Source organism: Bradyrhizobium nitroreducens (assembly GCF_002776695.1).
Classification (GTDB): domain Bacteria; phylum Pseudomonadota; class Alphaproteobacteria; order Rhizobiales; family Xanthobacteraceae; genus Bradyrhizobium; species Bradyrhizobium nitroreducens.
Window position 1 is genome coordinate 7,203,454 of the sequence record NZ_LFJC01000003.1, and the last position, 23,952, is coordinate 7,227,405.

The following is a 23,952-nucleotide window of genomic DNA, read 5'->3' on the forward strand; positions in this document are numbered from 1 at the left end:
AGCATGATCTCGGCGGAAAACCGCTTCACACTTTTCCGGATCATGCTTTTAGCGCCAGCCTTCGACATGAGCGTCGGCCGGAGCCTGCGGCTGCAGGCCCAGAACGTCCCGCACCCTGGCGGGCCAGGCGGAAAGGTCGGTGCCGTGAGTGTGGAACATGGCGACGGCCAGCCGGTCCATGCCGAAGGCGACGCAGCCGGTGTGCGCCGGCTCGCCATGGGCGTCCTGAATGCCCCAGGTCGTGCCGAAATGCTCGCGGTGATAGTTGAAGCTCATGCAGGCGGTCGGCTGCTCTTCCGAGCGCAGCGGAATCAGGAGCTCGAACTTGAGCTGCTGCTGCTTCTGGCTCACCGCCTTCATCTGGCCGACGCGACCGAAGAACGGATCGCTGGCATAGTCGACACGGAAGGTGAGGCCGAGGTCGGTCGCGATCTTCTGCGCGCGCACCATCCAGCGCTCGCGGAAATCGGCGACGTCGTCGGGAGTGCCGATGCAGACATATTCGCGCATCCGGAACGATTGCAGCCGGTCGAGATGCTTAGATGGTTCGCGGCGGAAGCAATCGGCGGCAACGTCGAAGCGCAGGCCGCCCTTCGGCAATTGGCCACGGCTCGCCGCGATCGGATAGACCGGATAACAAGCTGCCGGCGACAGCACGAGGTCGGCGGGCGACAGCGAGGTGGTCCAGTCGCCGCCGGCATCGAAGCGGCTCACCGCGGCATTGATCTCGCGCTCGGTGCCGTGCAGGCCGCAAACGCAGCCGAGCAGGTTCGGAAAGCTCTTGAGATAGCCGGATTTCTCCAGCTGGGCCCGGCTCATCACCGGCGGGAAGCGCATCACCTCGGTGCCGGCCTCGCGATGGCCGGTGATCAGCGCGACGAGCTTTTCGACGACGCCTTCATAGAGCGCGGTGCGGGCATAGACGCCGTCGGCGCCCATGCGATGGAACAGCTTGTCGGCGAGATGATCGAGCGGGTCGGTCATCTGCGGCGCGGTCGCGGGCGAATCGGGGAGGATGGCAATGTTCATGGGACGATGTCCTGCTATTTCAAAATTGTTCTTGTTGGTTCAGTCGCCAGGCACTTAGTCACGAAGGCTTGCCGGCACGCCGCTCATCAAGGTCGATGTCGCGGCATTGGCCAGAATGCGGTCGTTGTTGATCATGATCGGGGACGACAGCACGTCGCGCAGGTGCCGGCCCATGGTGAACTCGCCGTCGTTGCGGTAGCCGGAGAGGCCGGCGGTGCGCATCGCATGCATCACGGTCTCGACCGCGAGCTCGGAGGCCTGCACCTTCAGAAGCGTGATCGACGATTGGAAGTCGAGCGAGCTCAGCGCGCGTTCGTCATGCTCTGCGCGGGAGAAGGCGTCGATGTTGGCCGAAATCAGCGCGCGCAGCTTGGCCAGCGACATCTTCGCGGCGGTGAAATGCGCGGCGGCCGGCGGCATCTGTCCGCCGGACGTGCGGGCCGCCTTGCGGATGAAGGCCTGCGCGCGGGTCACGGCCGCGGCCGCGATGCCGGCCCAGGCCGACGACCAGCACAGATGCGCGAACGGCGTCATGGTCTGGGCGTGGATCTTGTCGTAGGCCTCCGGGAAGACGCGGTCGGCGGGGCAATCGACCTTCAGCTCGAAGCCGGTCGAGCAGGTACCGCGCATGCCGAGCGTTTCCCAGCCCTGGGTCTGCTTCAGCGAATAGTCGTCCTTGGCGAGCGCCAGCAGCACCTGGTCGGAAGCCGCGGCGTTGGTGGCGCGGCGGGCAATGGTGACGAGGCCGTCGGCTTCGGCGCCGTACGAGATCACGGTGGCGTCGCGCACCAGCGAGACGGTGTCGCCGGCGTGGTCGACGGCGGCGGCGCTGGCGCGGATGTTGCCGCCGTTCTGGCCTTCGGTGGTGGAGGAGGCGAGCAGCCACTGGTCGCGGGCGACCCGGCGCATCATGGTTTCCATCCACGGAATGCCGTGGCCGTGCCTGACGATGCAGGCAACCTTGGTCTGGTGCATCGCATAGATCATGGCGGTCGAGGCGCAGGCGCGTCCGAGCGTGTAGCAGATGTCGGTGACGTCATGGATCGACGCACCGAAGCCGCCGTACTCGACCGGGATCATGACGCCAAGCAGCTTCTGCTCGCGGGCGATCTCGAAAGCCTTGTGGGGGAAACGGGCGTCGCGATCGACACCGTCGGCGTCCGCCGCCGCAGCAGCGGCGGTCCGGGCGGCGCGCTCGATCAGGGATGGGCCCTGCTCGAGGAAGCTCGTCTGTGTTTCGTCGACAGTGAGGACTGCTTCACGCACGTTCATACTCGTCCGCCTCCGGTTTGCCGTTCGAGATCGCCGGCATCATTCGCGATGCGCGTAAGCGATCCTCCGGCCATCTTGCTTGTGAGATGAGGCTACGGATTTAATTCAAATTCGTCGATGAAATAGAGGGTAAACAAAGCCAAATTCCGAACGAACAGTTAAGGTCCGGTTGTTTGCATCTCCCGATTTTCGGGCATCGCGTTAGGAATCTGGAAGAGGGGCGGATTCCAGACAATCTGAGTCATCGTTTACTAAGAAACGCGAAGTAATGGTGTCGCCCATTGCGGGACCCGCCGGCCGTGCCCATCGTAGCGGCAAGCCGGTCCGACCTTTGACAGACAGACGGGAATTTGCCGATGCAACCCTTTGATACCGAATTGCGCAATCGCATCATCAAGCTGGTGAAGGGCATCCTCGAACAGAATTCGCTCAGTGCGGACGTCACTGCGTCGGCCAAGCTTGTCGACGCCGGCCTGACCTCGATGGATATGGTCAATCTGATGCTCGGGGTCGAAGCCGAGTTCGACTTCACCATCCCGCAGTCCGAGATCACGCCGGAGAATTTCCAGTCGGTCGAGACGCTGGAGCGGATGGTCGCGACCCAGCTGCGGCTGGCGAACGCGGCTTAAGCAAGACCGCCGAGGGTGAGGCAGACGCCATCGCCCCTCACGCCACCACCCCCGTTCCAAAACCGCCGCAAAACTGGCATAGCTTAACCATGTCGCATCGAGCTGACAGGGTGGAGCAGGCATGACTCAGGCGGTATTGGGCATCATCGGCGGCTCGGGCATCTATGACCTGCCGGGTCTCGAGGGTGCGCGCGAAGAGGTGATCAGGAGCCCCTGGGGCGAGCCATCGGCGCCTTTGAGGCGCGGCACCATTGCCGGCTTGCCGATCGTGTTCCTGCCGCGGCACGACAAGGGCCATCGTCTGTCGCCCTCCGACATCAATTATCGCGCCAATATCGACGTGCTCAAACGCGCCGGCGTCACCGACCTGATCTCGCTGTCCGCCTGCGGCTCCTTCAAGGAAGAGCTGCCGCCCGGAACTTTCGTGCTCGTCGATCAGTTCGTCGACCGCACCCACAAGCGCGAGAGCTCGTTCTTCGGTCGGGGCTGCGTGGCGCATGTCTCGATGGCGCATCCGGTCTCGCCGCGCCTGCGGATCCATCTCGCGGCGGCGGCTGAAGCCGAGGGCATCGCGATCGCACGCGGCGGAACCTATGTCTGCATGGAGGGGCCGCAATTCTCCACCTACGCGGAGAGCATGACCTACAAGACGTCGGGCTATTCGGTGATCGGCATGACCAACATGCCCGAGGCGAAGCTCGCGCGCGAGGCGGAGCTCTGCTACGCCACGGTGGCGATGGTGACGGATTTCGATTGCTGGCATCCCGACCACGATGCCGTCACCGTGCAGGACATCATTCGCGTGTTGACGTCGAACGCCGACAAGGCGAAGGCGCTGGTGTCGCGGCTGGCAAAGGATTTTCCGCGCGAGCACGAGCCGTGCCCGATCGGCTCGGACCGCGCGCTCGACAGCGCGCTGATCACGGCGCCCGAGGCGCGCGATCCGGAGCTTCTGAAGAAGCTGGACGCGGTGGCCGGGCGCATCCTGCGCGGTTGAGGCTCAAGGCGGATTACGAAAAGGCAGAATGCCATGAAGGTCGACGGCAAGCATTTCCGCAGCATCTGGCGCGAGCGCGACGGCTGGTCGGTCGGCGCGATCGACCAGCGCCGGCTGCCGCATGAATTCGTCGTCGCGAGGCTGACATCGTGTGAAGACGCGGCCGTCGCAATCCGCGACATGCTGGTGCGCGGCGCGCCGCTGATCGGTGCGACCGCGGCCTACGGCATGGCGCTCGCGATGCGCGAGGACGCCTCCGATGCCGGTCTGAAGCGGGCCTACCAGACGCTCATCGTGGCGCGGCCGACGGCGATCAATCTGAAATGGGCGCTGGACGAGATGCGCGTCGCGCTCGCGCCGGTCGATCCGCTGGAGCGGGCCGAGGCAGCCTACGCCCGCGCCGACGAGATCGCCGAGCAGGATGTCGAGATCAACCGCGGCATTGCCGGCAACGGTCTGAAGCTGATCGAGGCGATCGCATCGAAGAAGCCCGGCGAGACGGTCAATTTGCTGACCCATTGCAACGCCGGCTGGCTCGCCACGGTCGACTGGGGCACGGCGACGGCGCCGATCTATCTTGCGCATGAGCGCGGCATCAGGATCCATGTCTGGGTCGACGAGACCCGTCCGCGCAACCAGGGCGCCTCGCTTACTGCCTGGGAGCTCGGCCATCACGGCGTGCCGCACACGGTGATCCCGGACAATACCGGCGGCCATCTGATGCAGCACGGCATGGTCGATCTCGCCATCGTCGGCACCGACCGCGTCGCCGCCAACGGCGACGTCTGCAACAAGATCGGCACCTACCTCAAGGCGCTCGCCGCCCACGACAACGGCGTGCCGTTCTACGTCGCGCTGCCGTCGCCGACGATCGATTTCTCCGTCCATGACGGCATCCGCGACATCCCGATCGAGCAGCGCAGCGGAGTCGAGGTCACCGACATGACCGGTCGCACCGCTGACGGACGGCTGGAGACGGTACGCATCGTGCCCGAGGGCTCGCCAGTCGCGAACTACGCCTTCGACGTCACGCCGGCGCGCCTCGTCACCGGCCTGATCACCGAGCGCGGCGTACTGAAGCCGGATCGCGCTGCGCTGGCAGCGGCGTTTCCCGAGCGCATCGCCGCTGCGGCGGAATAGGTCTCGTAGGATGGGCAAAGGCGCGGAAGCGCCGTGCCCACGATCTGCTTAGGGTGGGCACGCTTCGCATTGCCCACCCTACGGCACTTGCGGACTATATCAGCTTCAGTCCCGTCGCCTGCTCGAGCTCGGCAATGGCCTGCGCGCCACTCGCTACCTTGATCGTGGTCATGCCCATTTCGCGCGCGGGCTTCAGGTTGACACCGAGATCGTCGAGATAGACGCACTTGGCAGGATCGACCTTCAGCGTCTCCACCATCATCTTGTAGATGCGCGGGTCGGGCTTGCGCAGGCCGATCTTGGCGGATTCGATGACGTGGTCGAACAGCACCATGACTTCGGCGATGTAGAGCGAGCGCCCCGTCAGGCTACCGATCGCATTGGCCGGCAGGTTGTTGGTGATGCAGCCGGTCTTGAATTGCGCCTTGATGCGCTCCAAGGCTTCGACCATCTCGGGCCGCAGATCGCCCTGCAGCAGCGGCAGCACCTCGCGGCCGCGCACCTCGGCGCCGAGGGCCAGCGACTCCTCTGCAAACAGTCGATCGAACGTCTCGATGTCGACCTCGGCGCGCTCGAACTTGGCCCAGGCGTTTTCCAGATGGTTGGCGGCATTGGTGCGCCGGATGATGTCGGCGGGCAGGCCGCGTTCCGTCTCGAACCGCGTGAACGCCTCGAACGGCGAGCTCGTCAGCACGCCGCCAAAATCAAAGATCACCGCCTCGATCGTCAAGATCCCGTCCTCGTCAATTCCTTTCCAAGAGGGCTAGCATGCGCTATCGGCAAGGGCCAGTCCGAAGCAATCTGTCGCCGCCAATGCCGAAGCGTGTTCCCATGAAGAAGCTTGCCATTCTCATTGCAGCCGCGCTGCTCGCGACACCCGCTCATGCCATCGTCGGTGGCGGCACGCCGCAGACCGACGGAGTCGCGCGCGCGGTTGTCACCATCGTCGGCTCGCGCGGCAATTCCTGCACCGGCACCCTGATCGCGCCGAAGATCGTATTGACCGGCGCTCACTGCGTGCAGCCGGGCGCGGACTACAAGATCGTCGATCACAGTGGTGGCGCACCGCAATTGCTGAACGTGCGCACCATCGCGATCCACCCGGGCTACAAGGCGCAAGTCCATCGCGCCGGCGCAGACGTGGCGCTGTTGCAACTGGAAATTCCACTCAAGGGAAAATCGGCGGTGCCGGTCGGCGCGCCGAATATTCCAATCCGGGTCGGCAGCCGTTTTGTCATTGCCGGTACCGGCGTCACCGTACGCGGTGATGGCAGGAGCGGCGGGGCCACGCGCGTCGCGGGACTTGTCGTCACGGGCCAGCCCGGCACGCTCCAGATCCGCCTGGTCGATCCCGTAACCAACGGTGTTCGCGACGGAATTGGCGCTTGTACCGGCGATTCCGGCGGTCCCGTGTTCGAGGACAAGCCGAACGGCGCCGTGCTCGTCGGTGTCATCAGCTGGGCGACGGGACCGAACGCCGGGGATGGCTGCGGTGGATTGACCGGCGTCACGCCGCTCACGCTCTACCGCGACTGGATCTTGCAGACCGCGCGGAGCTGGGGTGCGGCGCTGTGATTTGACCGCGACTTGATCTATGTCATTTTGAAGCTGAAGCGCGGCGGGTGATCATGCCGCGGAGGAAACGCGTCGTCCGTCAAGGGCGGCCGCAAAACAACCAAGGCATAGAAGCAACAATGAATGTCGCTGTTCGCGGTCACACCGCTACCAAGCAAGCTTCCGAACACTTCGACGTGCTGATCGTCGGCGCCGGCATCTCCGGCATCGGCAGCGCCTATCACATCGAAAAGCAGCTGCCGGGCACGAGCTACGTCATCCTGGAAACGCAGACGACGTTCGGCGGCACCTGGAGCACGCATCGTTATCCCGGCATCCGCTCCGACAGCGACCTCCACACCTTCGGCTACAGCTTCAAGCCCTGGGTCGGCCCGCCCATCGCGACCGCCGAGGAAATCCTCTCCTATATGAAGGAAGTCATCGACGACAACGATATCGCCCGGCACATCCGCTACGGGCACAAGATCAATTCCGCGAGCTGGTCGAGCGAGCAGAATCTCTGGACCATCGAGGCGACGACGACCGATACCGGCGAAGCAAAGACCTTCACCGCGAACTTCCTCTGGATGTGCCAGGGCTATTACCGCCATTCGGAGGGCTACACGCCCGAATGGGAAGGCATGGACCGTTTCAAGGGCCGCATCGTTCATCCCCAGACCTGGCCCGATGATATCGACCTCACGAACAAGAAGGTCGTCGTGATCGGCTCGGGCGCCACCGCGGCGACGCTGGTGCCGAACATCGCGGACAAATGCGCGCACGTCACCATGCTGCAGCGCTCGCCGACCTATTTCCGGCTCGGCCGCAACGCCATCGAGATCGCGGAGGAGCTGCGCCGGCTCCAGGTCGACGAGGCCTGGATTCACGAGATCGTCCGGCGCAAGATCCTGTTCGAGCAGGATGCCTTCACGAAGCTCTGCGTGTCCAAGCCGGAGCAGGTGAAGAAGGAGCTGATCGGCCAGATCAGCGCGGTGCTCGGCCCCGATTACGACGTCGAGACGCATTTCACGCCGACCTACCGGCCGTGGCGGCAGCGCATCGCCTTCGTGCCGGATGCCGACCTGTTCAAGGGTATCGCCAGCGGCAGGGCCTCCGTCGTGACCGACGAGATCGAGTGTTTCGTCGAGAATGGCATTCAGCTCAAATCCGGCAAGGTGCTGGAGGCCGACGTCATCGTCACCGCGACCGGCTTCAACCTCGCCGCGCTCGGCGACATCGCCTTCGAGATCGACGGCAAGCCGCTGGCCTTTGGCGACACCGTCACCTATCGCGGCATGATGTTCACGGGCGTTCCGAACATGGTCTGGGTGTTCGGCTATTTCCGCGCCAGCTGGACGCTGCGCGTCGATCTCGTCGCCGACTTCGTCTGCCGGCTGCTCGGCCACATGAAGGCGAAGGGCAAGAAGAAAGTCGAGGTCAAGCTGCGACCCGAAGATCACAACATGCCGATCCTGCCCTGGATCGATCCGGAAAACTTCAACCCCGGCTACATGATGCGCAACATGAACCTGCTGCCCAAGCGCGGCGACAAGCCGGAATGGCAGCACAGCCAGGATTACTGGACCGAGAAGGACGAGATCCCGAAGACGGATCTGGACGACAAGGCGTTCGTCTACGGGTGAGGGAATGCGTGGCTGAAGGCTCCTGTGGGGAGCGGTAACATTCACCTCACACTCCGCTCTCCCTGTGGCTAAGGGTCCCGGATTGGCGCGCGCTTAAGGGCGCGCTTGTCCGGGACGACACCAGATATCAAATCAGCGGCGTCTCAACACGCCCACACCGCAGCTCACGAATTCCGTCGCGTCGCATTCGTTGCAATCGCTGCCGCCGCCGTCCGGTTCTCCACGCCGAGCTTCGCGTAGATTTGCTCCAGATGCTTGTCGACCGTGCGCGGGCTGAGGCCCAGGATCTGCGCGATGTCGCGGTTGGTCTTGCCCTTGCTGAGCCAGGCCAGCACCTCGCCTTCGCGGGTGGTGAGGCCGAGCTCGCTGGTGAACTCGGCCGGCAGCGCGGTGCCGGATTCCCTGGAGAGCCGCAGCAGAAACTCGTTTGGCGCGGTTTCGCCCATGTAATAGAGCCGGAGCTGCGGATTGTCCGGCAAGGAGATCGCCTGAGACTTCGAGCTGCCCTTGACCCTGGCCTGCTCCAGCCATTGCAGCAGCGCCGGCGTCAGGACGAAGTCGCCGGCCTGTGCACTGTGATGGTCGGACAGCAATTTCTGCGCTTGCGGTGTCGCCCATAGCAAATGGCCCTGGCGGTCGACCGCGAACAGGAAGCGGCCGGAGACGTCGAGCGCGGCGCGCGCGCTCTGCGTCAGGCGGGCGTTGCCGAGATGGACGCGGATGCGTGCCAGCATCTCCTCGATCACGATCGGCTTCGTCACGTAGTCGACGCCGCCGGCCTCCAGCCCGCGCACGATGTGCTCGGTTTCGGCGAGACCCGTCATGAAGATCACAGGGACGTTGGCAAGATCCGCATCGCGCTTGAGACGGCGGCAGGTCTCGAAGCCGTCGATGCCGGGCATCACGGCATCGAGCAGCACGATGTCGGGCGTGATCTGGTCGACGATGCGCATCGCGGCCGCGCCGTCGAGCGCCACCATCACTGTCATGCCGGCGCCGTCGAGCGCGTCGGTGAGTAGCCGCAGCGTCTCCGGGGAATCATCGACGACGAGCGCGATGTCGCGCTTCTTCGCTTCAATGTTCATGCGCATGCAACGTCTTCAATGTGGCCATATACTGGTCGAGATCGAAGCGATCGACCAGGAAGCGCATCTGCGCGACGAAGTCGGCATGCTCCGGATGCTCGCCGCCGATCTCATCGAGCTTCAACTGGATGCCCTTGACGTAGCCGATCTGGCCGAGCCCGATCAACGCCTCGATGTGCCGCGCCGGCGGCCGTGATCCGCTTTCGGGACGCCAGAACGACACCGCGATCTCGTCCGGGCCGTATTGCCATTCGATCCTGAGAAGCTGGCGGATCGTCTCCAGCAGCCGCGGGATGTCTATCGGCTTCATCAAATAGCCGTCGTGGAAGGTCTGTGCCAGCGGCGTGCCGTGGGCCTCCAACGCGCTTGCCGAGACCATCAGGATGCGTGCCTGGTGGTGGCCGCTTGCGCGCAAGGCCTCAGCCACCGACCAGCCATCCATGGTTGGCATCGAGATGTCGAGCAGGAACAAATCAGGCCGGCAGTGCTGCGCCAGCGCAAGACAGCCGGGGCCGTCGGGCGCGCTGAGCAGGATGAAGCCGAGCGGCGTCAGCACCTCGCGCAGGAGGTCGCGATGCACGGGATCGTCGTCGGTGATGAGGATGGTCTTGCGCGCGCCATGATAGCCGGAGACCGGAGCCTCCACCGGCGCGATGCGCTGCGGATTGATGACCTCCGAGAGCAGGATCTTGACCTTGAACGTCGAGCCGATGCCGACCGTGCTCATGACCTTGATATCGCCGCCCATGACGCCGGCCAGCAGGCGGCTGATGGTCAGGCCGAGCCCGGTGCCGGTCTGCGGCTGCGAGGCGCCGAGTGCACCGCGCTCGAAGGGCGCGAAGATGCGCTCGAGATCATCGCCCTGGATGCCGGGCCCGGTGTCGATCACTTCGAACTCGGCCACCGGGCTGCGATAGTGCACGACGAACTGCACGCTCCCGGACTGGGTGAACTTGATCGCGTTGGAGAGCAGATTGATCAGCACCTGGCGCAGCCGCTTCTCGTCGGCATAGACCACGACCGGCAGGTGGGGCGGCCGCCTGAACACGAAGTCGATGCCCTTGGCCGCGGCCTGGAGACGGAACATGCCGACGAGCTGGTCGAGGAATTCGCTGAGCCGCACCTCGTCGCGCGACAGATACAGCCGCCCCGCCTCGATCTTGGAGATGTCCAGAATGCCGTCGATCAGGCCGGAGAGGTGGTCGGCGCTGCGGCGGACGACGCGGACCTGATCGCGCGGCTTCGTGCTCAGCGTCGCATCCTGCTCCAGGAGCTGGGCATAGCCGCTGATCGCATTCAGCGGCGATCGTAGCTCGTGGCTGAGGCCCACCACATAGCGGCTCTTGGCGAGGTTGGCGGATTCGGCGACTTCCTTGGCGCGCTGCAGTTCGGCATCGGTGCGCTTGTGGGCGTCGATCTCCTGGATCAGCAGCGTCGTCTGTCGCCGCGTCTCGGCCTCGGCCGCGCGGCGGCTCTGCTGGGCCAGCACGAACAGCCAGGCCACCACGCCGATGATGATGCTGAGCGAGAAGAACACCTTCCACAGCACCTCGGAAACGAGCGCGTTCTCGCCATGCACGCTCGCCGATGTCTGCAGATAGATCAATCCGAGCACCAGCGCGACGAGGCCGGCAGAGACCGCGAATACGCCGACATAATGGCCGAGCTGCGAGTTGATCCGTGCGTAGATCGGCTGTGGCATCAGCTTGCCCAGCGTCTCCGACACCTGCACCTGGATCCGCGCGTGCGGCTTGCAGAGATCGTGGCAGCGGGCGTCCAGCGAGCAGCACAGAGAACAGATCGGCCCGGCATAAGCGGGGCAGGAGGCCATGTCCTCCGGCTCGAACGCGTGCTCGCAGATGCAGCACTGGATCGCCTCGAGGTCCTGCCAGCTCCGCTTCGGCTTGCGCGCGATGTAGTATTTGCCGTCCGTGGCCCAGGCGATCAACGGTGCGGCGATGAAGGCCACCGCGAGCGCGATGAAGGCCGACAGTGCCTTCGCGGTGGGCCCGAACAGGCCGTAAAAGGCGCTGATGGAGACGATGGTGGCGATGGTCATCGCGCCCACGCCGACCGGATTGACGTCGTAGAGATGCGCGCGCTTGAATTCGATCTGCTGAGGCCGCAAGCCAAGCGGCTTGTTGACGACGAGATCGGCGACCAGCGCGCCGACCCAGGCGATCGCGACGTTGGAATAGAGCGCCAGCGTCTGCTCCAGCGCCTTGTAGACGCCGATCTCCATCAACAGCAGCGCCACGATGACGTTGAAGACCAGCCAGACGACGCGGCCGGGATGGCTGTGGGTTAGGCGCGAGAAGAAGTTCGACCAGGCGATCGAGCCGGCATAGGCGTTGGTGACGTTGATCTTCACCTGGGACAGGATCACGAACGTGCCGGTCAGCGCCAGCGCGAGATCGGGCTGCGACAGCACGTAGCGGAACGCTTCGAGATACATGTGCGCCGGCTCGGCGGCCTCTTCGGGCGGCACCCCATGGCTGAGCGCGAAGAAGGCGAGGAACGAGCCCGCGAGAAGTTTCAGGGTACCAAGCACGATCCATCCGGGGCCAGCGCTCATCATCGCTATCCACCAGGACGCCCTGGACGCGCGGCGGTCGCGCGGCAAGAACCGCAGGAAGTCGACCTGCTCGCCGATCTGCGCCACCAGCGAAAACACCACCGAGGCCGCAACCCCGAACAACAGCAGGTCGAAATGCCCGTTGAGATCGCCGTGCTCACCCGAGAACTTGCGCCACTCCGTAAAAGAGTGCGGGTTGTGCCAGGCGATCGCCGCGAACGGAATGATGTGGAGCACGATCCACAGCGGCTGCGTCCACAATTGGAACCGGCTGATCAGCGTGATGCCGTAGGCCACCAAGGGGATGATGACGACGGCGCTGATGAGATAGCCGACCGGTCGTGGAATCCCGAAGCACATCTCGAGCGCGGACGCGAGGATCACCGCTTCGATCGCAAAGAAGATGAAGGTGAAGGAGGCGTAGATCAGCGAGGTGACGGTCGAGCCGATGTAGCCGAAGCCGGCGCCGCGCGTCAGCAGGTCGATGTCGATGCCGCATTTGGCGGCATAATAGGCGATCGGCACGCCACAGCAGAAGATGATGAGGGAGACCACGAGGATCGCGGCGGTCGCGTTGGTGACGCCGTAGTTCAGGGTGATGGTGCCGCCGATCGCCTCCATCGCCAGGAACGAAATCGCGCCCAGCGCCGTGTTGGCGACCCGGGCGGCGGACCAGCGCCGCGCGCTCTTGGCGGTGAAGCGCAGCGCATAGTCTTCCAGCGTCTGGTTGGCGACCCATTGGTTGTACTGTCGCCTGACGCGGTCTATTCGCTGCCGCCCTGCCACGCTTTACCCCACTCCCGATACGGACCCCGCGCCCTCGCAAATTCCGTACCAAAAGCCTACGTCGGCATTTTGCGGTGCAGTATACGCGATCTTGCGTATGCTTCCGCTGCCCAGATCCGAGCCATCCTCACGGCACCAATCGCGTGTTCTCGAACAAAAGTGGGGTGCTCATGTCGGACGAAGCAAACAAGGGCCTGTTATCGCCGCTTCGGCGCAAACTATTGATGGGAATGGCCGCCGTGCCGGCCATGACGATGCTGCCGCGGGGGGCTTTTGCCCAGGCCCCGGCGACCTCGGCGGTCAACACCACGGGGCTTGCCGTCACCGACACCGAAGTGACGGTCGGCATTCTGCACTCGGCGACCGGCACCATGGCCATCTCCGAAACCGGCTCGATCCAGGCCGAAAAGCTCGCCATCGAGCAGATCAACGCCGCCGGCGGCGTGCTCGGGCGCAAGATCAAGTTCATCCAGGAAGACGGCGCCAGCGACTGGCCGACCTTTGCGGAAAAGGCCAAGAAGCTCCTGGTCAACGACAAGGTCGCGGCGATCATGGGCTGCTGGACCTCGGCCTCGCGCAAGGCGGTGCTGCCGGTCGTCGAGCAATATAACGGCATGCTCTACTACCCGACCTTCTATGAGGGCCTCGAGCAGTCCAAGAACGTCATCTACACCGGCCAGGAGGCGACCCAGCAGATTCTCGCCGGCCTGAACTGGATCGCCAAGGAGAAGGGCGCAAAATCGTTCTTCTTCATCGGCTCCGACTACATCTGGCCACGCACCTCGAACAAGATCGCGCGCAAGCATGTCGAGAACGTGCTGAAGGGCAAGGTGGTCGGCGAGGAATACTATCCGCTCGGCAATACCCAGTTCAACTCGGTCATCAACAAGATCAAGCTGACCAAGCCAGACGTCATCTTCACCGACGTCGTCGGCGGCTCGAACGTCGCGTTCTACAAGCAGCTCAAGGCTGCCGGCATCGACCTCTCCAAGCAGGCGCTGCTGACGATCTCGGTGACCGAAGACGAAATCGACGGCATCGGCGGCGAGAACATCGCGGGCGCCTATGCCTGCATGAAGTACTTCCAGTCGCTCGACAATGCGAACAACAAGGCTTTCGTGTCCGCGTTCAAGAAGATGTGGGGCGAGAAGACGGTCATCGGAGACGTCACCCAGGCGGCCTATCTCGGCCCGTGGCTGTGGAAATTGACCGTCGAGAAGGCCGGCTCCTTCGACGTCGACAAGATCGCGGCGGCTTCGCCTGGCGTCGAATTCAAGGGTGCGCCGGAAGGCTATGTGCGCATCCACGAAAACCATCATCTGTGGTCGAAGACCCGCGTCGGCCGCGCCAAGCTCGATGGCCAGTTCGAGCTGATCTACGAGACCGCCGATCTCGTCGAGCCCGATCCGTTCCCCAAGGGCTATCAGTAAGGCGCGCCACCAGTAAGGGCCGCGGCGCCCGTCGCTCTCCCTCAAGGCAAAACCACTCCCTGGCGTGGATCGCAAGTCCATGCCTCAAGACCCCGCGTCGCGACTCTGCATCGCGACGCGGAACCCTTATCCCCGACGGAGGACATCGATGTTCGGCGACTACTCGCTTGGTGATCTCGGCTCCATCTTCGTCATGCAGGGCTTTGCAGGACTGATCCTGTTCTCGGTCTATGTCCTGATGGCGCTCGGGCTCGCCATCATCTTCGGCCAGATGGGCGTCATCAACATGGCGCATGGCGAGTTCATGATCCTCGGCGCCTACGTCACCTGGATGACATCGAACTTCTTCCAATCCTATCTGCCAAGCTTGTTCAGCGGTTACTTCTTCCTCGCGATGATCCTGGCCTTTGTCGCATCCGGCGCATTGGGGATGCTGGTGGAATGGGTGCTGATACGGCACCTCTACAAGCGCCCGCTGGATACGCTGCTCGCCACCTGGGGTCTCAGTCTGATGCTGCAGCAGGCCTATCGCTCGGTTTTCGGGGCGCGCGAGGTCGGCGTCGAGCTGCCGCAATGGATGCTCGGCTCCCTGCACGTCACCGACAGCATCGAGGTGCCGATCAACGGCGTCTTCGTGATGTGCCTCACCGTGCTGATCACCATCTCGGTCGCCTACGTCCTCTACATGTCGCGCTGGGGCCGCCAGGTTCGCGCCGTGGTGCAGAACCGCATCATGGCCGGCGCGGTCGGCATCAACACCGAGAAGGTCGATCGCTATACCTTCGGCCTCGGCTGCGGCATCGCGGGTGTCGCCGGCAGCGCCTTCACCATGATCGGCTCGACCGGGCCGACGTCGGGCCAGCTCTACATCGTCGATACGTTCCTGGTCGTCGTGTTCGGCGGCGCCGCCAGCCTGCTCGGCACCATCGCCTCCGCGTTCTCGATCTCGCAGACGCAATCGACGCTCGAATTCTTCATGTCGGGCTCGATGGCCAAGGTGCTCACGCTGCTCGCGGTGGTCGGCATCCTGATGCTGCGGCCGCAGGGTCTCTTCGCCCTCAAGGTTCGCAAATAACGGGAAGCAGGCAAGTCATGATCATCAACTCTCGCTTCTTCAATCGATCCGAACTCATGGGCTTCATTGCTCTGGCCGCCGTGCTGTTCGTGATCCTGCCGCTGACGCTCGACGTGTTCCGCCTCAATCTGGTCGCGAAATACCTGACCTACGCCTTTGTCGCGCTCGGCCTCGTGCTGTGCTGGGGCTATGGCGGCATCCTGAGCCTGGGGCAGGGCGTGTTCTTCGGCCTCGGCGGCTATTGCATGGCGATGTTCCTCAAGCTCGAGGCCTCGAGCGTCGAGAACACCAAGATCCAGTCGACGCCCGGCATTCCCGACTTCATGGACTGGAATCAGATCACGTCGCTGCCGTTGTTCTGGCAGCCGTTCCACAGCCTCACCTTCACCATCCTCGCCATCATCCTGGTCCCCGGCATCTTCGCCCTGATCATCGGCACGGCGATGTTCAAGCGCCGCGTCGGCGGCACCTATTTCGCGATCATCACCCAGGCCGTCGCCGCCATCCTCACCATCCTGATCGTCGGCCAGCAGGGCTATACCGGCGGCATCAACGGCATGACCGACCTGCGCACGCTCAAGGGCTGGGACATCCGGCCCGACCACGCCAAGATCATCCTGTACTTCGTCGAGGTCGTGCTGCTGTTCGTCTGCATCGGCATCGCGCAGTTCATCCGCCTGACCAAGCTCGGTCGCATCCTGGTGGCGATGCGCGAGCAGGAGGATCGGGTTCGCTTCTCCGGTTACAGCGTCGCCAATTTCAAGATCTTTGCCTTCTGCATGGCCGCGGTGTTCGCCGCGATCGGCGGCGCCATGTTCGCGCTGAATGTCGGTTTCATGTCGCCGTCCTTCGTCGGCATCGTGCCGTCGATCGAGATGGTGATCTACACCGCGGTCGGCGGGCGGATGTCGATCTTCGGCGCGATCTGGGGTGCCATCCTGGTGAACTTCGCCAAGACCAGCCTGTCGGAATCCTTCCCGCAACTCTGGCTGTTCGGCCTCGGCGCGCTGTTCATCGCGGTCGTGCTCGCCTTCCCGAACGGCCTGTCCGGGCTGTGGGCCGACTACGTGCAGCCACGAATCGATCGGCTGTTCGCCTCGCGCAAGTCGAAGTCGGACTGGAGCGGCAATTCGGTCGCCGACGGCGCAGCACCGGCGGAGTGAGGAGATCGTCATGCTCGTCGGACACCACGACGCCGATGCCACACTGACAGTAAGGAGATAGATCGTGCTCATCGGTCATCAGCCCAAGGATTTCCTGCTCGCGGTCTCCGGACTCACCGTCTCGTTCGACGGCTTCAAGGCGGTCAAGGACCTCTCCTTCTACGTCGAGGAGAACGAGATCCGCGTCATCATCGGTCCCAATGGCGCCGGCAAGACCACGGTGCTCGACCTGATCTGCGGCAAGACCAGGGCGACCTCGGGCTCGATCCAGTTTCGTGGCAAGGAGCTCACGAAGATGCGGGAGAACGAGATCGTGCAGACCGGCGTCGGGCGCAAGTTCCAGACGCCGTCGGTGTTCGAGGACCTCACCGTGTTCGAGAATCTCGAGATCTCGTTCCCGCGCGGCCGCACCGTGTTCGGCTCGCTGACCTTTCAGCGCGACCAGCTGGTGAAGGACCGGGTCGAGGAGGTCGCGGAGATGATCTTCCTCAAGGACAAGCTCAACACCTATGCCGACGAGCTCAGCCATGGCCAGAAGCAATGGCTCGAGATCGGCATGCTGCTGATCCAGGATCCCGACCTCCTGATGCTGGATGAGCCCGTCGCCGGCATGAGCGTGTCCGAGCGCGCCAAGACCGCCGAGCTGCTCAACCGCATCATCAAGAACCGTTCGGTACTCGTGATCGAGCACGACATGAAGTTCGTCGAGGACATCGCGCACAAGGTCACCGTGCTGCACCAGGGCCAGATCCTCTCGGAGGGGACCATGGAGAAGGTGCAGAACGATCCCAAGGTCATCGAAGTGTATCTCGGCCACTAAGGAGCACGCGATGCTGGCAATTTCGGATCTTCACGTCGCCTACGGCCAGAGCGAGGTGTTGCACGGGCTCAACGTCAAGGTCGCGCCGAACGAGATCGTCGCGATCATGGGCCGCAACGGCATGGGCAAGACCACGCTGATGAAGTCGCTGATGGGCATCCTGCCCGCGAAGAGCGGATCGGTGACCATGGACGGCGCCGAGCTCGGTGGCCTCAAGAGTTATGAGCGCGTCGCCAAGGGCCTCGCCTATGTGCCGCAGGGCCGCATGATCTTCTCCACCATGACGGTGAAGGAGAACATCGAGACGGGCCTTGTCGTTGCGGGCGAATCCGAGGTGCCGGGCGACATCTACGAGCTGTTTCCGGTGCTGCTTGAAATGAAGGGCCGCCGCGGCGGCAATCTCTCAGGCGGCCAGCAACAGCAGCTCGCCATTGCCCGCGCACTCGCGACCAAGCCGAAGGTGCTGCTGCTGGACGAGCCGACCGAAGGCATCCAGCCCTCGATCATCAAGGACATGGCGCGCACCTTGAAGCGCATCCGCGACGAGAAGGGGCTCTCGATCGTCGTGTCCGAGCAGGTCCTGAGCTTCGCCCTCGAGATCGCCGACCGGGTGCTCGTGATCGAGAACGGCGAGATCGTCCGCGACGATCCGCGCGACGCCGTCGATGCCGCACAGGTCTCGAAATATCTGTCCGTCTAACCAACCGTAGTCAAAGGGGAGCATCTCGATGCCAGAGACACTGATCAAGGTCGATCTCACCAAATCGGCCTATGAAAATGACATGGTGCACAACCGCTGGCACCCCGACATCCCGATCGTGGCCTGGGTCAATCCCGGCGACGATTTCATCATCGAGACCTATGACTGGACCGGCGGCTTCATCAAGAACAACGATTCCGCCGACGACGTGCGCGATATCGACCTGTCGATCGTGCACTTCCTGTCCGGTCCGATCGGCGTCAAGGGCGCCGAGCCCGGCGATCTCCTCGTCGTCGACCTGCTCGACGTCGGCCCGATGAAGGAGAGCCTGTGGGGCTTCAACGGCTTCTTCTCCAAGCAGAATGGCGGCGGTTTCCTGACCGACCATTTCCCGCTGGCGCAGAAGTCGATCTGGGACATCAAGGGCCTCTACACCTCATCGCGCCACGTCCCCGGCGTGAACTTTGCGGGCCTGATCCATCCCGGCCTGATCGGTTGTCTGCCCGATCCGAAGATGCTGGAGACCTGGAACAAGCGCGAGGCCGAGCTGATCTCGACCAATCCGACCCGCGTTCCGGGTCTCGCGAATCCGCCCTTCGCGGCGACTGCCCATGGCGGCCGCGCCAAGGGTGACGTCAAGGCCAAGATCGGTGCGGAGGGCGCACGCACCGTGCCGCCGCGCGAGCATGGCGGCAATTGCGACATCAAGGATCTCTCGCGCGGCTCGAAGATCTACTTCCCGGTCTATGTGCCCGGTGCGGGTCTGTCGATGGGCGACCTGCACTTCAGCCAGGGCGACGGCGAGATCACCTTCTGCGGCGCCATCGAGATGGCCGGCTGGCTGCATCTGAAGGTCGAAGTGATCAAGGACGGCATGTCGAAATACGGCATCAAGAATCCGATCTTCAAGCCGTCGCCGATCACGCCGAACTACAAGGACTACCTGATCTTCGAAGGCATTTCGGTGGACGAGGCCGGCAAGCAGCACTATCTCGACGTTCACATCGCCTATCGTCAGGCCTGTCTCAACGCCATCGAGTACCTGAAGAAGTTCGGCTATTCCGGCGCCCAGGCCTATTCGATCCTCGGCACCGCGCCGTGCCAGGGCCACATCTCCGGGGTGGTCGACGTGCCCAACGCCTGCGCCACGCTATGGTTGCCGACGGAGATCTTCGACTTCGACGTGATGCCGTCGGCAGCAGGTCCCATCAAGCACATCACCGGCGATATCCAGATGCCGATCTCGCCGGACAAGTGATCCCTGCGCGACGGGATGCGGGACGGCCGGCGTTTCTGGTCGCCCCGCATCCGCCGCCAGGCGTGTTGAACAGGCAAGAGCGTTGGGGATGATGTAAATGCCGGTCTACGAATATCTCTGTGACGATTGCGGACCCTTCAAGGATCTGCGCCCGATGGCGGAATGCGACGATCCGCAAAGCTGCCCGCATTGCGAGACGATGGCGCCGCGGGTGATCCTGACCGCACCGAATTTCTTCTGCATGCCGGCGGACAAGCGCAAGGCACACGCCGTCAACGAGCGCAGCTCGCACGCGCCGCAGACGCTGGCGCAATACAAGGCTTCGCATGGTCCCGGCTGCGGCTGCTGCTCGTCGGGCAAGACGGTCAAGGACAAGAGCTCGGCGGACAAGAAGAAGCCGGCGCGGCTGGTGACGAAGACGAAGAGCGGCGCCAAGGGCTTCCCGACGGCGCGGCCCTGGATGATCAGCCACTGACGCACCTCAAACCAAGAGAAGACAGGAGCGCCCAACATGCTTCATGGTGACATTTCCAGCAGCAACGACACGGTCGGCGTCGCAGTCGTCAACTACAAGATGCCCCGCCTGCACACCAAGGCCGAGGTGCTCGACAACGCCCGCAAGATCGCCGACATGATCGTCGGCATGAAGGTCGGCCTGCCCGGCATGGACCTCGTGATCTTCCCGGAATATTCCACGCAGGGCATCATGTACGACTCCAAGGAGATGTACGAGACGGCCTCCGTGGTGCCGGGCGAGGAGACCGCGATCTTCGCCGAGGCCTGTCGCAAGGCGAAAGTATGGGGCGTGTTCTCGCTGACCGGCGAGCGCCACGAGGAGCATCCGCACAAGGCGCCCTACAACACCTTGATCCTGATGAACGACAAGGGCGAGATCGTCCAGAAGTACCGCAAGATCATGCCCTGGGTGCCGATCGAGGGCTGGTATCCCGGCAATTGCACCTATGTCTCCGAGGGACCGAAGGGCCTCAAGGTCAGCCTGATCATCTGCGATGACGGCAACTACCCGGAGATCTGGCGCGACTGCGCCATGAAGGGCGCCGAGCTGATCGTGCGCTGCCAGGGCTACATGTACCCGGCCAAGGAGCAGCAGGTCATGATTTCGAAGGCGATGGCGTGGGCCAACAACGTCTATGTCGCGGTCGCCAATGCCGCGGGCTTCGACGGCGTCTACTCGTATTTCGGTCACTCCGCGATCATCGGCTTCGATGGCCGCACGCTCGGCGAATGCGGCGAGGAGGATTACGGCATCCAATACGCGCAGCTCTCGAAGCATCTGATCCGCGACGCGCGCCGCAACGGCCAGTCGCAAAACCATCTCTACAAGCTGGTCCACCGCGGCTACACCGGCATGATCAATTCCGGCGACAGCCCGCGCGGCGTCGCGGCCTGCCCGTATGACTTCTACAAGAACTGGATCAACGATCCCGAAGGGACGCGCGACATGGTGGAAGCCATGACGCGGTCGACGCCCGGCACGGCGGAATGTCCGATCGACGGCATTCCCAACGAGTCGGCTCCGTCCAACTACTGAGCGGCTGCGCGAGCCGGTCGATCGGCCCGCACCGCGTTTTGCTCGGTGAGGAGGCGTTCACCGATGTGAACGCCTGTCCATAACAATGGACGTTTTGCCGCCGCCGACCTGCGCAGATCGGGAGGCAACGCGCCAAAAGCGTGACCCGGTTGCAACATAGGCCGGCAGAGTCGGTACGATTGTGACCTGGGCAGGTCGATCGGCCGATTCCGTAGTTTCACGGGCGAGCCCAGTCCCCTAATTTGCCGGCGGCGCTGCTGAGGGCGCCGGAGTTCGGGGCTTCGTGGTGGTGTATCGATCGCGATCGAGGGGACAGTTGCGGCCGCGCGTCGCGCTGGCGGCTGCGTGTCTCGCGGCGGTGCTGTCCGGCGTCGGTCTTCCGACCACGCCGGCCCGCGCGCAATGCGCGCCCGATCCGGCAGCGAGCGGCCAGACCGTCACATGCAGCGGGACCGACACCAACGGCTTTGCCGCCGGCGGCGGCGTCAACGGGCTCACCGTCAATGTGCTCGCGGGCGCCACCGTCAGCGACAACGGCACCGCGGCGATCAGTGTCAACGACGGCAACACCATCACCAACGCCGGCACGCTGTCGGTCGGCGCATCGGGGACGGCTATTTTCGGTGGCCAGAACAACACCGTCACCAACACCGTGACCGGATCGATCACGGGCTTGGCCGATGCGATCGGCGTCTATCTCTTCGGCGGTGCGACGGTGACCAATGCCGGCTCCATTGCCGTCGGCAATTCGTCGGGCGGGCCGTCGGGCGGCATCCTGGCGATCAACGATAGCAACAGCGTCACCAACACGGCGACCGGCACCATCACGGTCGGGCAGAACGCCGTCGGCATCTTCATGCAGGGTAATTTCGAGACGGCGACCAGTCTCGGATCCATTACCGCAGGCACCGGCGGCGCGGGCATTGCCGTGCTCGGCGACGATGCCAAGGTGACCAATGGCGGTTCGATCACGACGGGAAGCGGCGGATCGGCCGGCATCTCGGTGCAGGGTAACCGGGCCGAGGTCAACCAGAATGGAACGATCAACGTCGGGCTGGGCGGAGCAGGCATCCTCATCACCGGAGCCAGCGTAACCATCGCCAACCGCGGGCAGATCTCGGGCGTGGGGTCGGCCGAAGGCATCGTCGTGCTCTCGGATGACGGCATCATCGTCAACGCGGGGACGATCACTGTCGGCGCGTCCGGCGTCGGGATCGACGTTACCACGCTGAGCACGACCAACGGGATCGTGAATACCGGGACCATCACCGTCGGTGCAGGCGGCACGGGCATCATGCTCAGCGGCGGCGGAACCGTCTTCAACTCCGGCACGATCAACGCCGCGACAGGTGCTGCGGCGATCGAGCTCTGCGGTTGCGGCGGCAATACGCTCACGCTCGGTCCCGGCAGCGTCATCAACGGAACCGTGTTCGGCTCCGGCACCGACACATTCCAGCTCGGCGGCCTCGGCAAGGACAGGTTCAACCTCGACCTGATCGGACTTGGTCTCCAATATGACGGCTTCTCGACGTTCAACAAGGTCGACAGTTCGACCTGGACCGTGACGGGCACCGGCAACCAGGACTGGAACGTGCTGGGCGGCACCCTGCTGCTCTCGGGCACGATCAACGGCACGGTTTCGGTCGCTCCGGGCGGCACGTTCGGCGGAAGCGGCACGGTGACCGCCGTTTCCGTCAATGGCGGCGCGTTTGCGCCCGGCAATCCGACCGGCGCGCTGAACGTTGCGGGCAATCTCACCTTCACGTCGGCGTCCAGCTACGTCGTGCAGGTCTCGGGGGCGAGCAACGGCCTTGCGATCGTGGGCGGCACCGCGACGCTGGCCGGCGCCACCGTCGTCGTGGTTCCGACCGGCACGATCACGAAGCACTACACCATTCTCAATGCAGCCACGCTGCCCGACACGTTCAACCCCGTGGTCGCCGGACTGTCGCCCAACTTGCACGCTACGCTGAGCTACGATCCGAACAACGTCTTTCTCGATCTTGCGTTGGGTTATGGCAGCGGGCTCAACATCAATCAGCAAAATGTCGCCAACGTGCTGACCAACTATTTCAACAGTACCGGCGGCTTGCCCGTGGCGCTCGCCAATCTTTCGCCGGCGGGCCTGAGCCAAGCCTCCGGCGAGTCGGTAACGGGGTCTCAGCAGACGACCTTTGAGGCGATGAACCTGTTCATCAATCTGCTGACCGATGTGTTCGGCTCGGGGCGCAGCGGCTCGCCCGGGGCGCCCCCCTTTGCCGATGACCCGAGCGCGAGTGCCTATGCGGCGACCCGCACGAGCGCGCGCGACGCGTTCGCTTCAATTGCCCGCAAGGCTCCGGCTGCATCGTTCGAGCAGCGCTGGGATGTCTGGGCAGCCGGCTACGGCGGCTCGCAGACCACCGATGGCAATGCAGGCCTCGGCTCGAGCAACACCTCCAGCAGCGTTTATGGTACCGCCGTGGGCCTCGATTACCGCTTCTCGCCATCGACGATTGTGGGCTTTGCGCTCGCGGGCGGCGGGACCGCCTTCAATGTCAACGGTCTCGGTTGGGGCCGCTCCGATCTGTTCCAGGCTGGCGCGTTCGTGCGTCATACGGCGGGGCCGGCCTACATCACGGCGGCGCTCGCCTATGGCTGGCAGGATGTCACGACCAACCGCGTCGTGACGGCGGCCGGCTATGACCAGTTGCGGGCACAGTTCAACGCCAATGCGCTCTCGGGCCGCATCGAGGGCGGCTATCGCCATGCCATGCAGTGGGCGGGCGTCACGCCCTATGCTGCGCTGCAGGCCACCTTGTTCAGCCTGCCATCCTATGCCGAATCGGCCGTGGCCGGCAGCAACGTCTTCGCACTCAACTATGCCGCCAAGGACGTGACCAGCACCCGCACCGAGCTCGGTCTGCGCGCGGATCGGTCATTTGCCGCGGCCGGCGGCCTGGTGACCCTGCGCGGCCGCCTGGCCTGGGCGCATGATTACAATCCGGACCGCACGGCAGCAGCGGTGTTCCAGACGCTGCCGGGGTCGGCCTTCGTCGTGAACGGCGCGGCCCAGGCGCGCGATTCGGCTCTTACCACCGCATCAGCACAGATGAACTGGATGAACGGCTGGTCCGCATCGGCGACCTTCGAGGGCGAGTTCTCCAACGTCACGCGCTCCTACGCCGGCAAGGGCCTCGTGCGCTACGCCTGGTGAGACATCGTCGCCGCTGGATCAAGCGGGACGGCCATCCTCCTCCAGGGG

19 protein-coding genes are annotated in these 23,952 nt (G+C 64.1%); 14 read left to right on the forward strand and 5 right to left on the reverse strand.

Features of this window, described 5'->3' with window-relative positions:
- Positions 1–48 precede the first annotated feature (48 nt).
- Positions 49–1,029, reverse strand: a complete 981-nt coding sequence (locus TSA1_RS34175) for an amino acid--[acyl-carrier-protein] ligase (RefSeq protein ID WP_100180150.1) — start codon at positions 1,027–1,029, stop codon at positions 49–51.
- Between the two features lie 54 nt (positions 1,030–1,083).
- Positions 1,084–2,301: an acyl-CoA dehydrogenase family protein gene (locus TSA1_RS34180; protein WP_100180151.1), complete on the reverse strand. Its 1,218-nt coding sequence runs from the start codon at positions 2,299–2,301 to the stop codon at positions 1,084–1,086.
- A 356-nt stretch (positions 2,302–2,657) separates the two neighbouring features.
- Here TSA1_RS34180 and TSA1_RS34185 point away from each other — a divergent pair, with 356 nt between their 5' ends.
- The 3 genes from TSA1_RS34185 (at position 2,658) to mtnA (ending at position 5,067) form a co-directional block, all read left to right on the forward strand.
- A complete protein-coding gene (locus TSA1_RS34185) occupies positions 2,658–2,930 on the forward strand; it encodes a phosphopantetheine-binding protein (protein ID WP_100180152.1) in 273 nt (90 codons plus the stop codon).
- A 121-nt stretch (positions 2,931–3,051) separates the two neighbouring features.
- On the forward strand, positions 3,052–3,927 hold the full coding sequence (locus tag TSA1_RS34190) for an S-methyl-5'-thioadenosine phosphorylase (protein ID WP_100180153.1): 876 nt from the start codon (positions 3,052–3,054) through the stop codon (positions 3,925–3,927).
- Between the two features lie 33 nt (positions 3,928–3,960).
- Complete coding sequence (gene mtnA, locus TSA1_RS34195) at positions 3,961–5,067, forward strand: S-methyl-5-thioribose-1-phosphate isomerase (RefSeq protein WP_100180154.1); 1,107 nt, start codon at positions 3,961–3,963, stop codon at positions 5,065–5,067.
- 94 nt (positions 5,068–5,161) lie between these two features.
- Here mtnA and TSA1_RS34200 read toward each other — a convergent pair whose 3' ends face one another.
- Complete coding sequence (locus TSA1_RS34200) at positions 5,162–5,797, reverse strand: HAD-IA family hydrolase (RefSeq protein ID WP_174719197.1); 636 nt, start codon at positions 5,795–5,797, stop codon at positions 5,162–5,164.
- A 101-nt stretch (positions 5,798–5,898) separates the two neighbouring features.
- Between TSA1_RS34200 and TSA1_RS34205 the strand changes: the two genes are divergently transcribed.
- Together TSA1_RS34205 and TSA1_RS34210 are read left to right on the forward strand one after the other, a co-directional pair.
- Positions 5,899–6,642, forward strand: coding sequence for a S1 family peptidase (locus TSA1_RS34205; protein ID WP_174719198.1), 744 nt, complete (start codon positions 5,899–5,901; stop codon positions 6,640–6,642).
- A gap of 119 nt (positions 6,643–6,761) precedes the next feature.
- Positions 6,762–8,264, forward strand: a complete 1,503-nt coding sequence (locus tag TSA1_RS34210; protein WP_174719199.1) for a flavin-containing monooxygenase — start codon at positions 6,762–6,764, stop codon at positions 8,262–8,264.
- 164 nt (positions 8,265–8,428) lie between these two features.
- Here TSA1_RS34210 and TSA1_RS34215 read toward each other — a convergent pair whose 3' ends face one another.
- Positions 8,429–9,349: a response regulator gene (locus TSA1_RS34215; RefSeq protein ID WP_100181494.1), complete on the reverse strand. Its 921-nt coding sequence runs from the start codon at positions 9,347–9,349 to the stop codon at positions 8,429–8,431.
- Positions 9,339–12,710, reverse strand: a complete 3,372-nt coding sequence (locus TSA1_RS34220; RefSeq protein WP_100180156.1) for a hybrid sensor histidine kinase/response regulator — start codon at positions 12,708–12,710, stop codon at positions 9,339–9,341. Before TSA1_RS34220 ends, TSA1_RS34215 begins: the two co-directional genes overlap by 11 nt.
- 170 nt (positions 12,711–12,880) lie before the next feature.
- On the opposite strand from TSA1_RS34220, the gene urtA reads away from it, so the two are divergent.
- From urtA to TSA1_RS34265, 9 genes are all read left to right on the forward strand, one after another.
- Positions 12,881–14,140, forward strand: coding sequence for an urea ABC transporter substrate-binding protein (urtA, locus tag TSA1_RS34225; RefSeq protein WP_100180157.1), 1,260 nt, complete (start codon positions 12,881–12,883; stop codon positions 14,138–14,140).
- A 148-nt stretch (positions 14,141–14,288) separates the two neighbouring features.
- The gene (gene urtB, locus TSA1_RS34230; protein ID WP_100180158.1) at positions 14,289–15,215 is read left to right on the forward strand and encodes an urea ABC transporter permease subunit UrtB; all 927 of its coding nucleotides are present in this window, start codon (positions 14,289–14,291) and stop codon (positions 15,213–15,215) included.
- Between the two features lie 17 nt (positions 15,216–15,232).
- The gene (urtC, locus tag TSA1_RS34235; RefSeq protein WP_174719200.1) at positions 15,233–16,378 is read left to right on the forward strand and encodes an urea ABC transporter permease subunit UrtC; all 1,146 of its coding nucleotides are present in this window, start codon (positions 15,233–15,235) and stop codon (positions 16,376–16,378) included.
- A 64-nt stretch (positions 16,379–16,442) separates the two neighbouring features.
- On the forward strand, positions 16,443–17,198 hold the full coding sequence (gene urtD / locus TSA1_RS34240; protein ID WP_100180159.1) for an urea ABC transporter ATP-binding protein UrtD: 756 nt from the start codon (positions 16,443–16,445) through the stop codon (positions 17,196–17,198).
- A gap of 10 nt (positions 17,199–17,208) precedes the next feature.
- Positions 17,209–17,898 (forward strand): urea ABC transporter ATP-binding subunit UrtE, encoded by a 690-nt coding sequence (gene urtE / locus TSA1_RS34245; protein ID WP_097661593.1) that lies wholly within the window; start codon positions 17,209–17,211, stop codon positions 17,896–17,898.
- A 28-nt stretch (positions 17,899–17,926) separates the two neighbouring features.
- Positions 17,927–19,156 (forward strand): formamidase, encoded by a 1,230-nt coding sequence (gene fmdA, locus TSA1_RS34250; protein ID WP_018316778.1) that lies wholly within the window; start codon positions 17,927–17,929, stop codon positions 19,154–19,156.
- A 97-nt stretch (positions 19,157–19,253) separates the two neighbouring features.
- On the forward strand, positions 19,254–19,631 hold the full coding sequence (locus TSA1_RS34255) for an FmdB family zinc ribbon protein (RefSeq protein ID WP_100180160.1): 378 nt from the start codon (positions 19,254–19,256) through the stop codon (positions 19,629–19,631).
- Positions 19,632–19,667: 36 nt separating this feature from the next.
- Positions 19,668–20,708 carry an aliphatic amidase gene (locus TSA1_RS34260; protein ID WP_100180161.1) on the forward strand — a complete coding sequence of 347 codons (1,041 nt, stop codon included), beginning with the start codon at positions 19,668–19,670 and terminating at the stop codon, positions 20,706–20,708.
- A 316-nt stretch (positions 20,709–21,024) separates the two neighbouring features.
- Positions 21,025–23,904: an autotransporter outer membrane beta-barrel domain-containing protein gene (locus TSA1_RS34265; RefSeq protein ID WP_245448486.1), complete on the forward strand. Its 2,880-nt coding sequence runs from the start codon at positions 21,025–21,027 to the stop codon at positions 23,902–23,904.
- Positions 23,905–23,952: the final 48 nt, after the last annotated feature.

Excerpts from the sequence above, each read along its gene's own strand:
- mtnA (WP_100180154.1), top strand. The coding sequence starts at position 3,961 with ATGAAGGTCGACGGCAAGCATTTCCGCAGCATCTGGCGCGAGCGCGAC.
- urtB (WP_100180158.1), top strand. The coding sequence starts at position 14,289 with ATGTTCGGCGACTACTCGCTTGGTGATCTCGGCTCCATCTTCGTCATG.
- TSA1_RS34260 (WP_100180161.1), top strand. The coding sequence starts at position 19,668 with ATGCTTCATGGTGACATTTCCAGCAGCAACGACACGGTCGGCGTCGCA.
- TSA1_RS34180 (WP_100180151.1), bottom strand. The coding sequence starts at position 2,301 with ATGAACGTGCGTGAAGCAGTCCTCACTGTCGACGAAACACAGACGAGC.
- urtC (WP_174719200.1), top strand. The coding sequence starts at position 15,233 with ATGATCATCAACTCTCGCTTCTTCAATCGATCCGAACTCATGGGCTTC.
- TSA1_RS34175 (WP_100180150.1), bottom strand. The coding sequence starts at position 1,029 with ATGAACATTGCCATCCTCCCCGATTCGCCCGCGACCGCGCCGCAGATG.
- TSA1_RS34215 (WP_100181494.1), bottom strand. The coding sequence starts at position 9,349 with ATGAACATTGAAGCGAAGAAGCGCGACATCGCGCTCGTCGTCGATGAT.
- TSA1_RS34190 (WP_100180153.1), top strand. The coding sequence starts at position 3,052 with ATGACTCAGGCGGTATTGGGCATCATCGGCGGCTCGGGCATCTATGAC.
- TSA1_RS34185 (WP_100180152.1), top strand. The coding sequence starts at position 2,658 with ATGCAACCCTTTGATACCGAATTGCGCAATCGCATCATCAAGCTGGTG.
- TSA1_RS34255 (WP_100180160.1), top strand. The coding sequence starts at position 19,254 with ATGCCGGTCTACGAATATCTCTGTGACGATTGCGGACCCTTCAAGGAT.
- TSA1_RS34210 (WP_174719199.1), top strand. The coding sequence starts at position 6,762 with ATGAATGTCGCTGTTCGCGGTCACACCGCTACCAAGCAAGCTTCCGAA.
- TSA1_RS34205 (WP_174719198.1), top strand. The coding sequence starts at position 5,899 with ATGAAGAAGCTTGCCATTCTCATTGCAGCCGCGCTGCTCGCGACACCC.
- urtE (WP_097661593.1), top strand. The coding sequence starts at position 17,209 with ATGCTGGCAATTTCGGATCTTCACGTCGCCTACGGCCAGAGCGAGGTG.
- urtA (WP_100180157.1), top strand. The coding sequence starts at position 12,881 with ATGTCGGACGAAGCAAACAAGGGCCTGTTATCGCCGCTTCGGCGCAAA.
- fmdA (WP_018316778.1), top strand. The coding sequence starts at position 17,927 with ATGCCAGAGACACTGATCAAGGTCGATCTCACCAAATCGGCCTATGAA.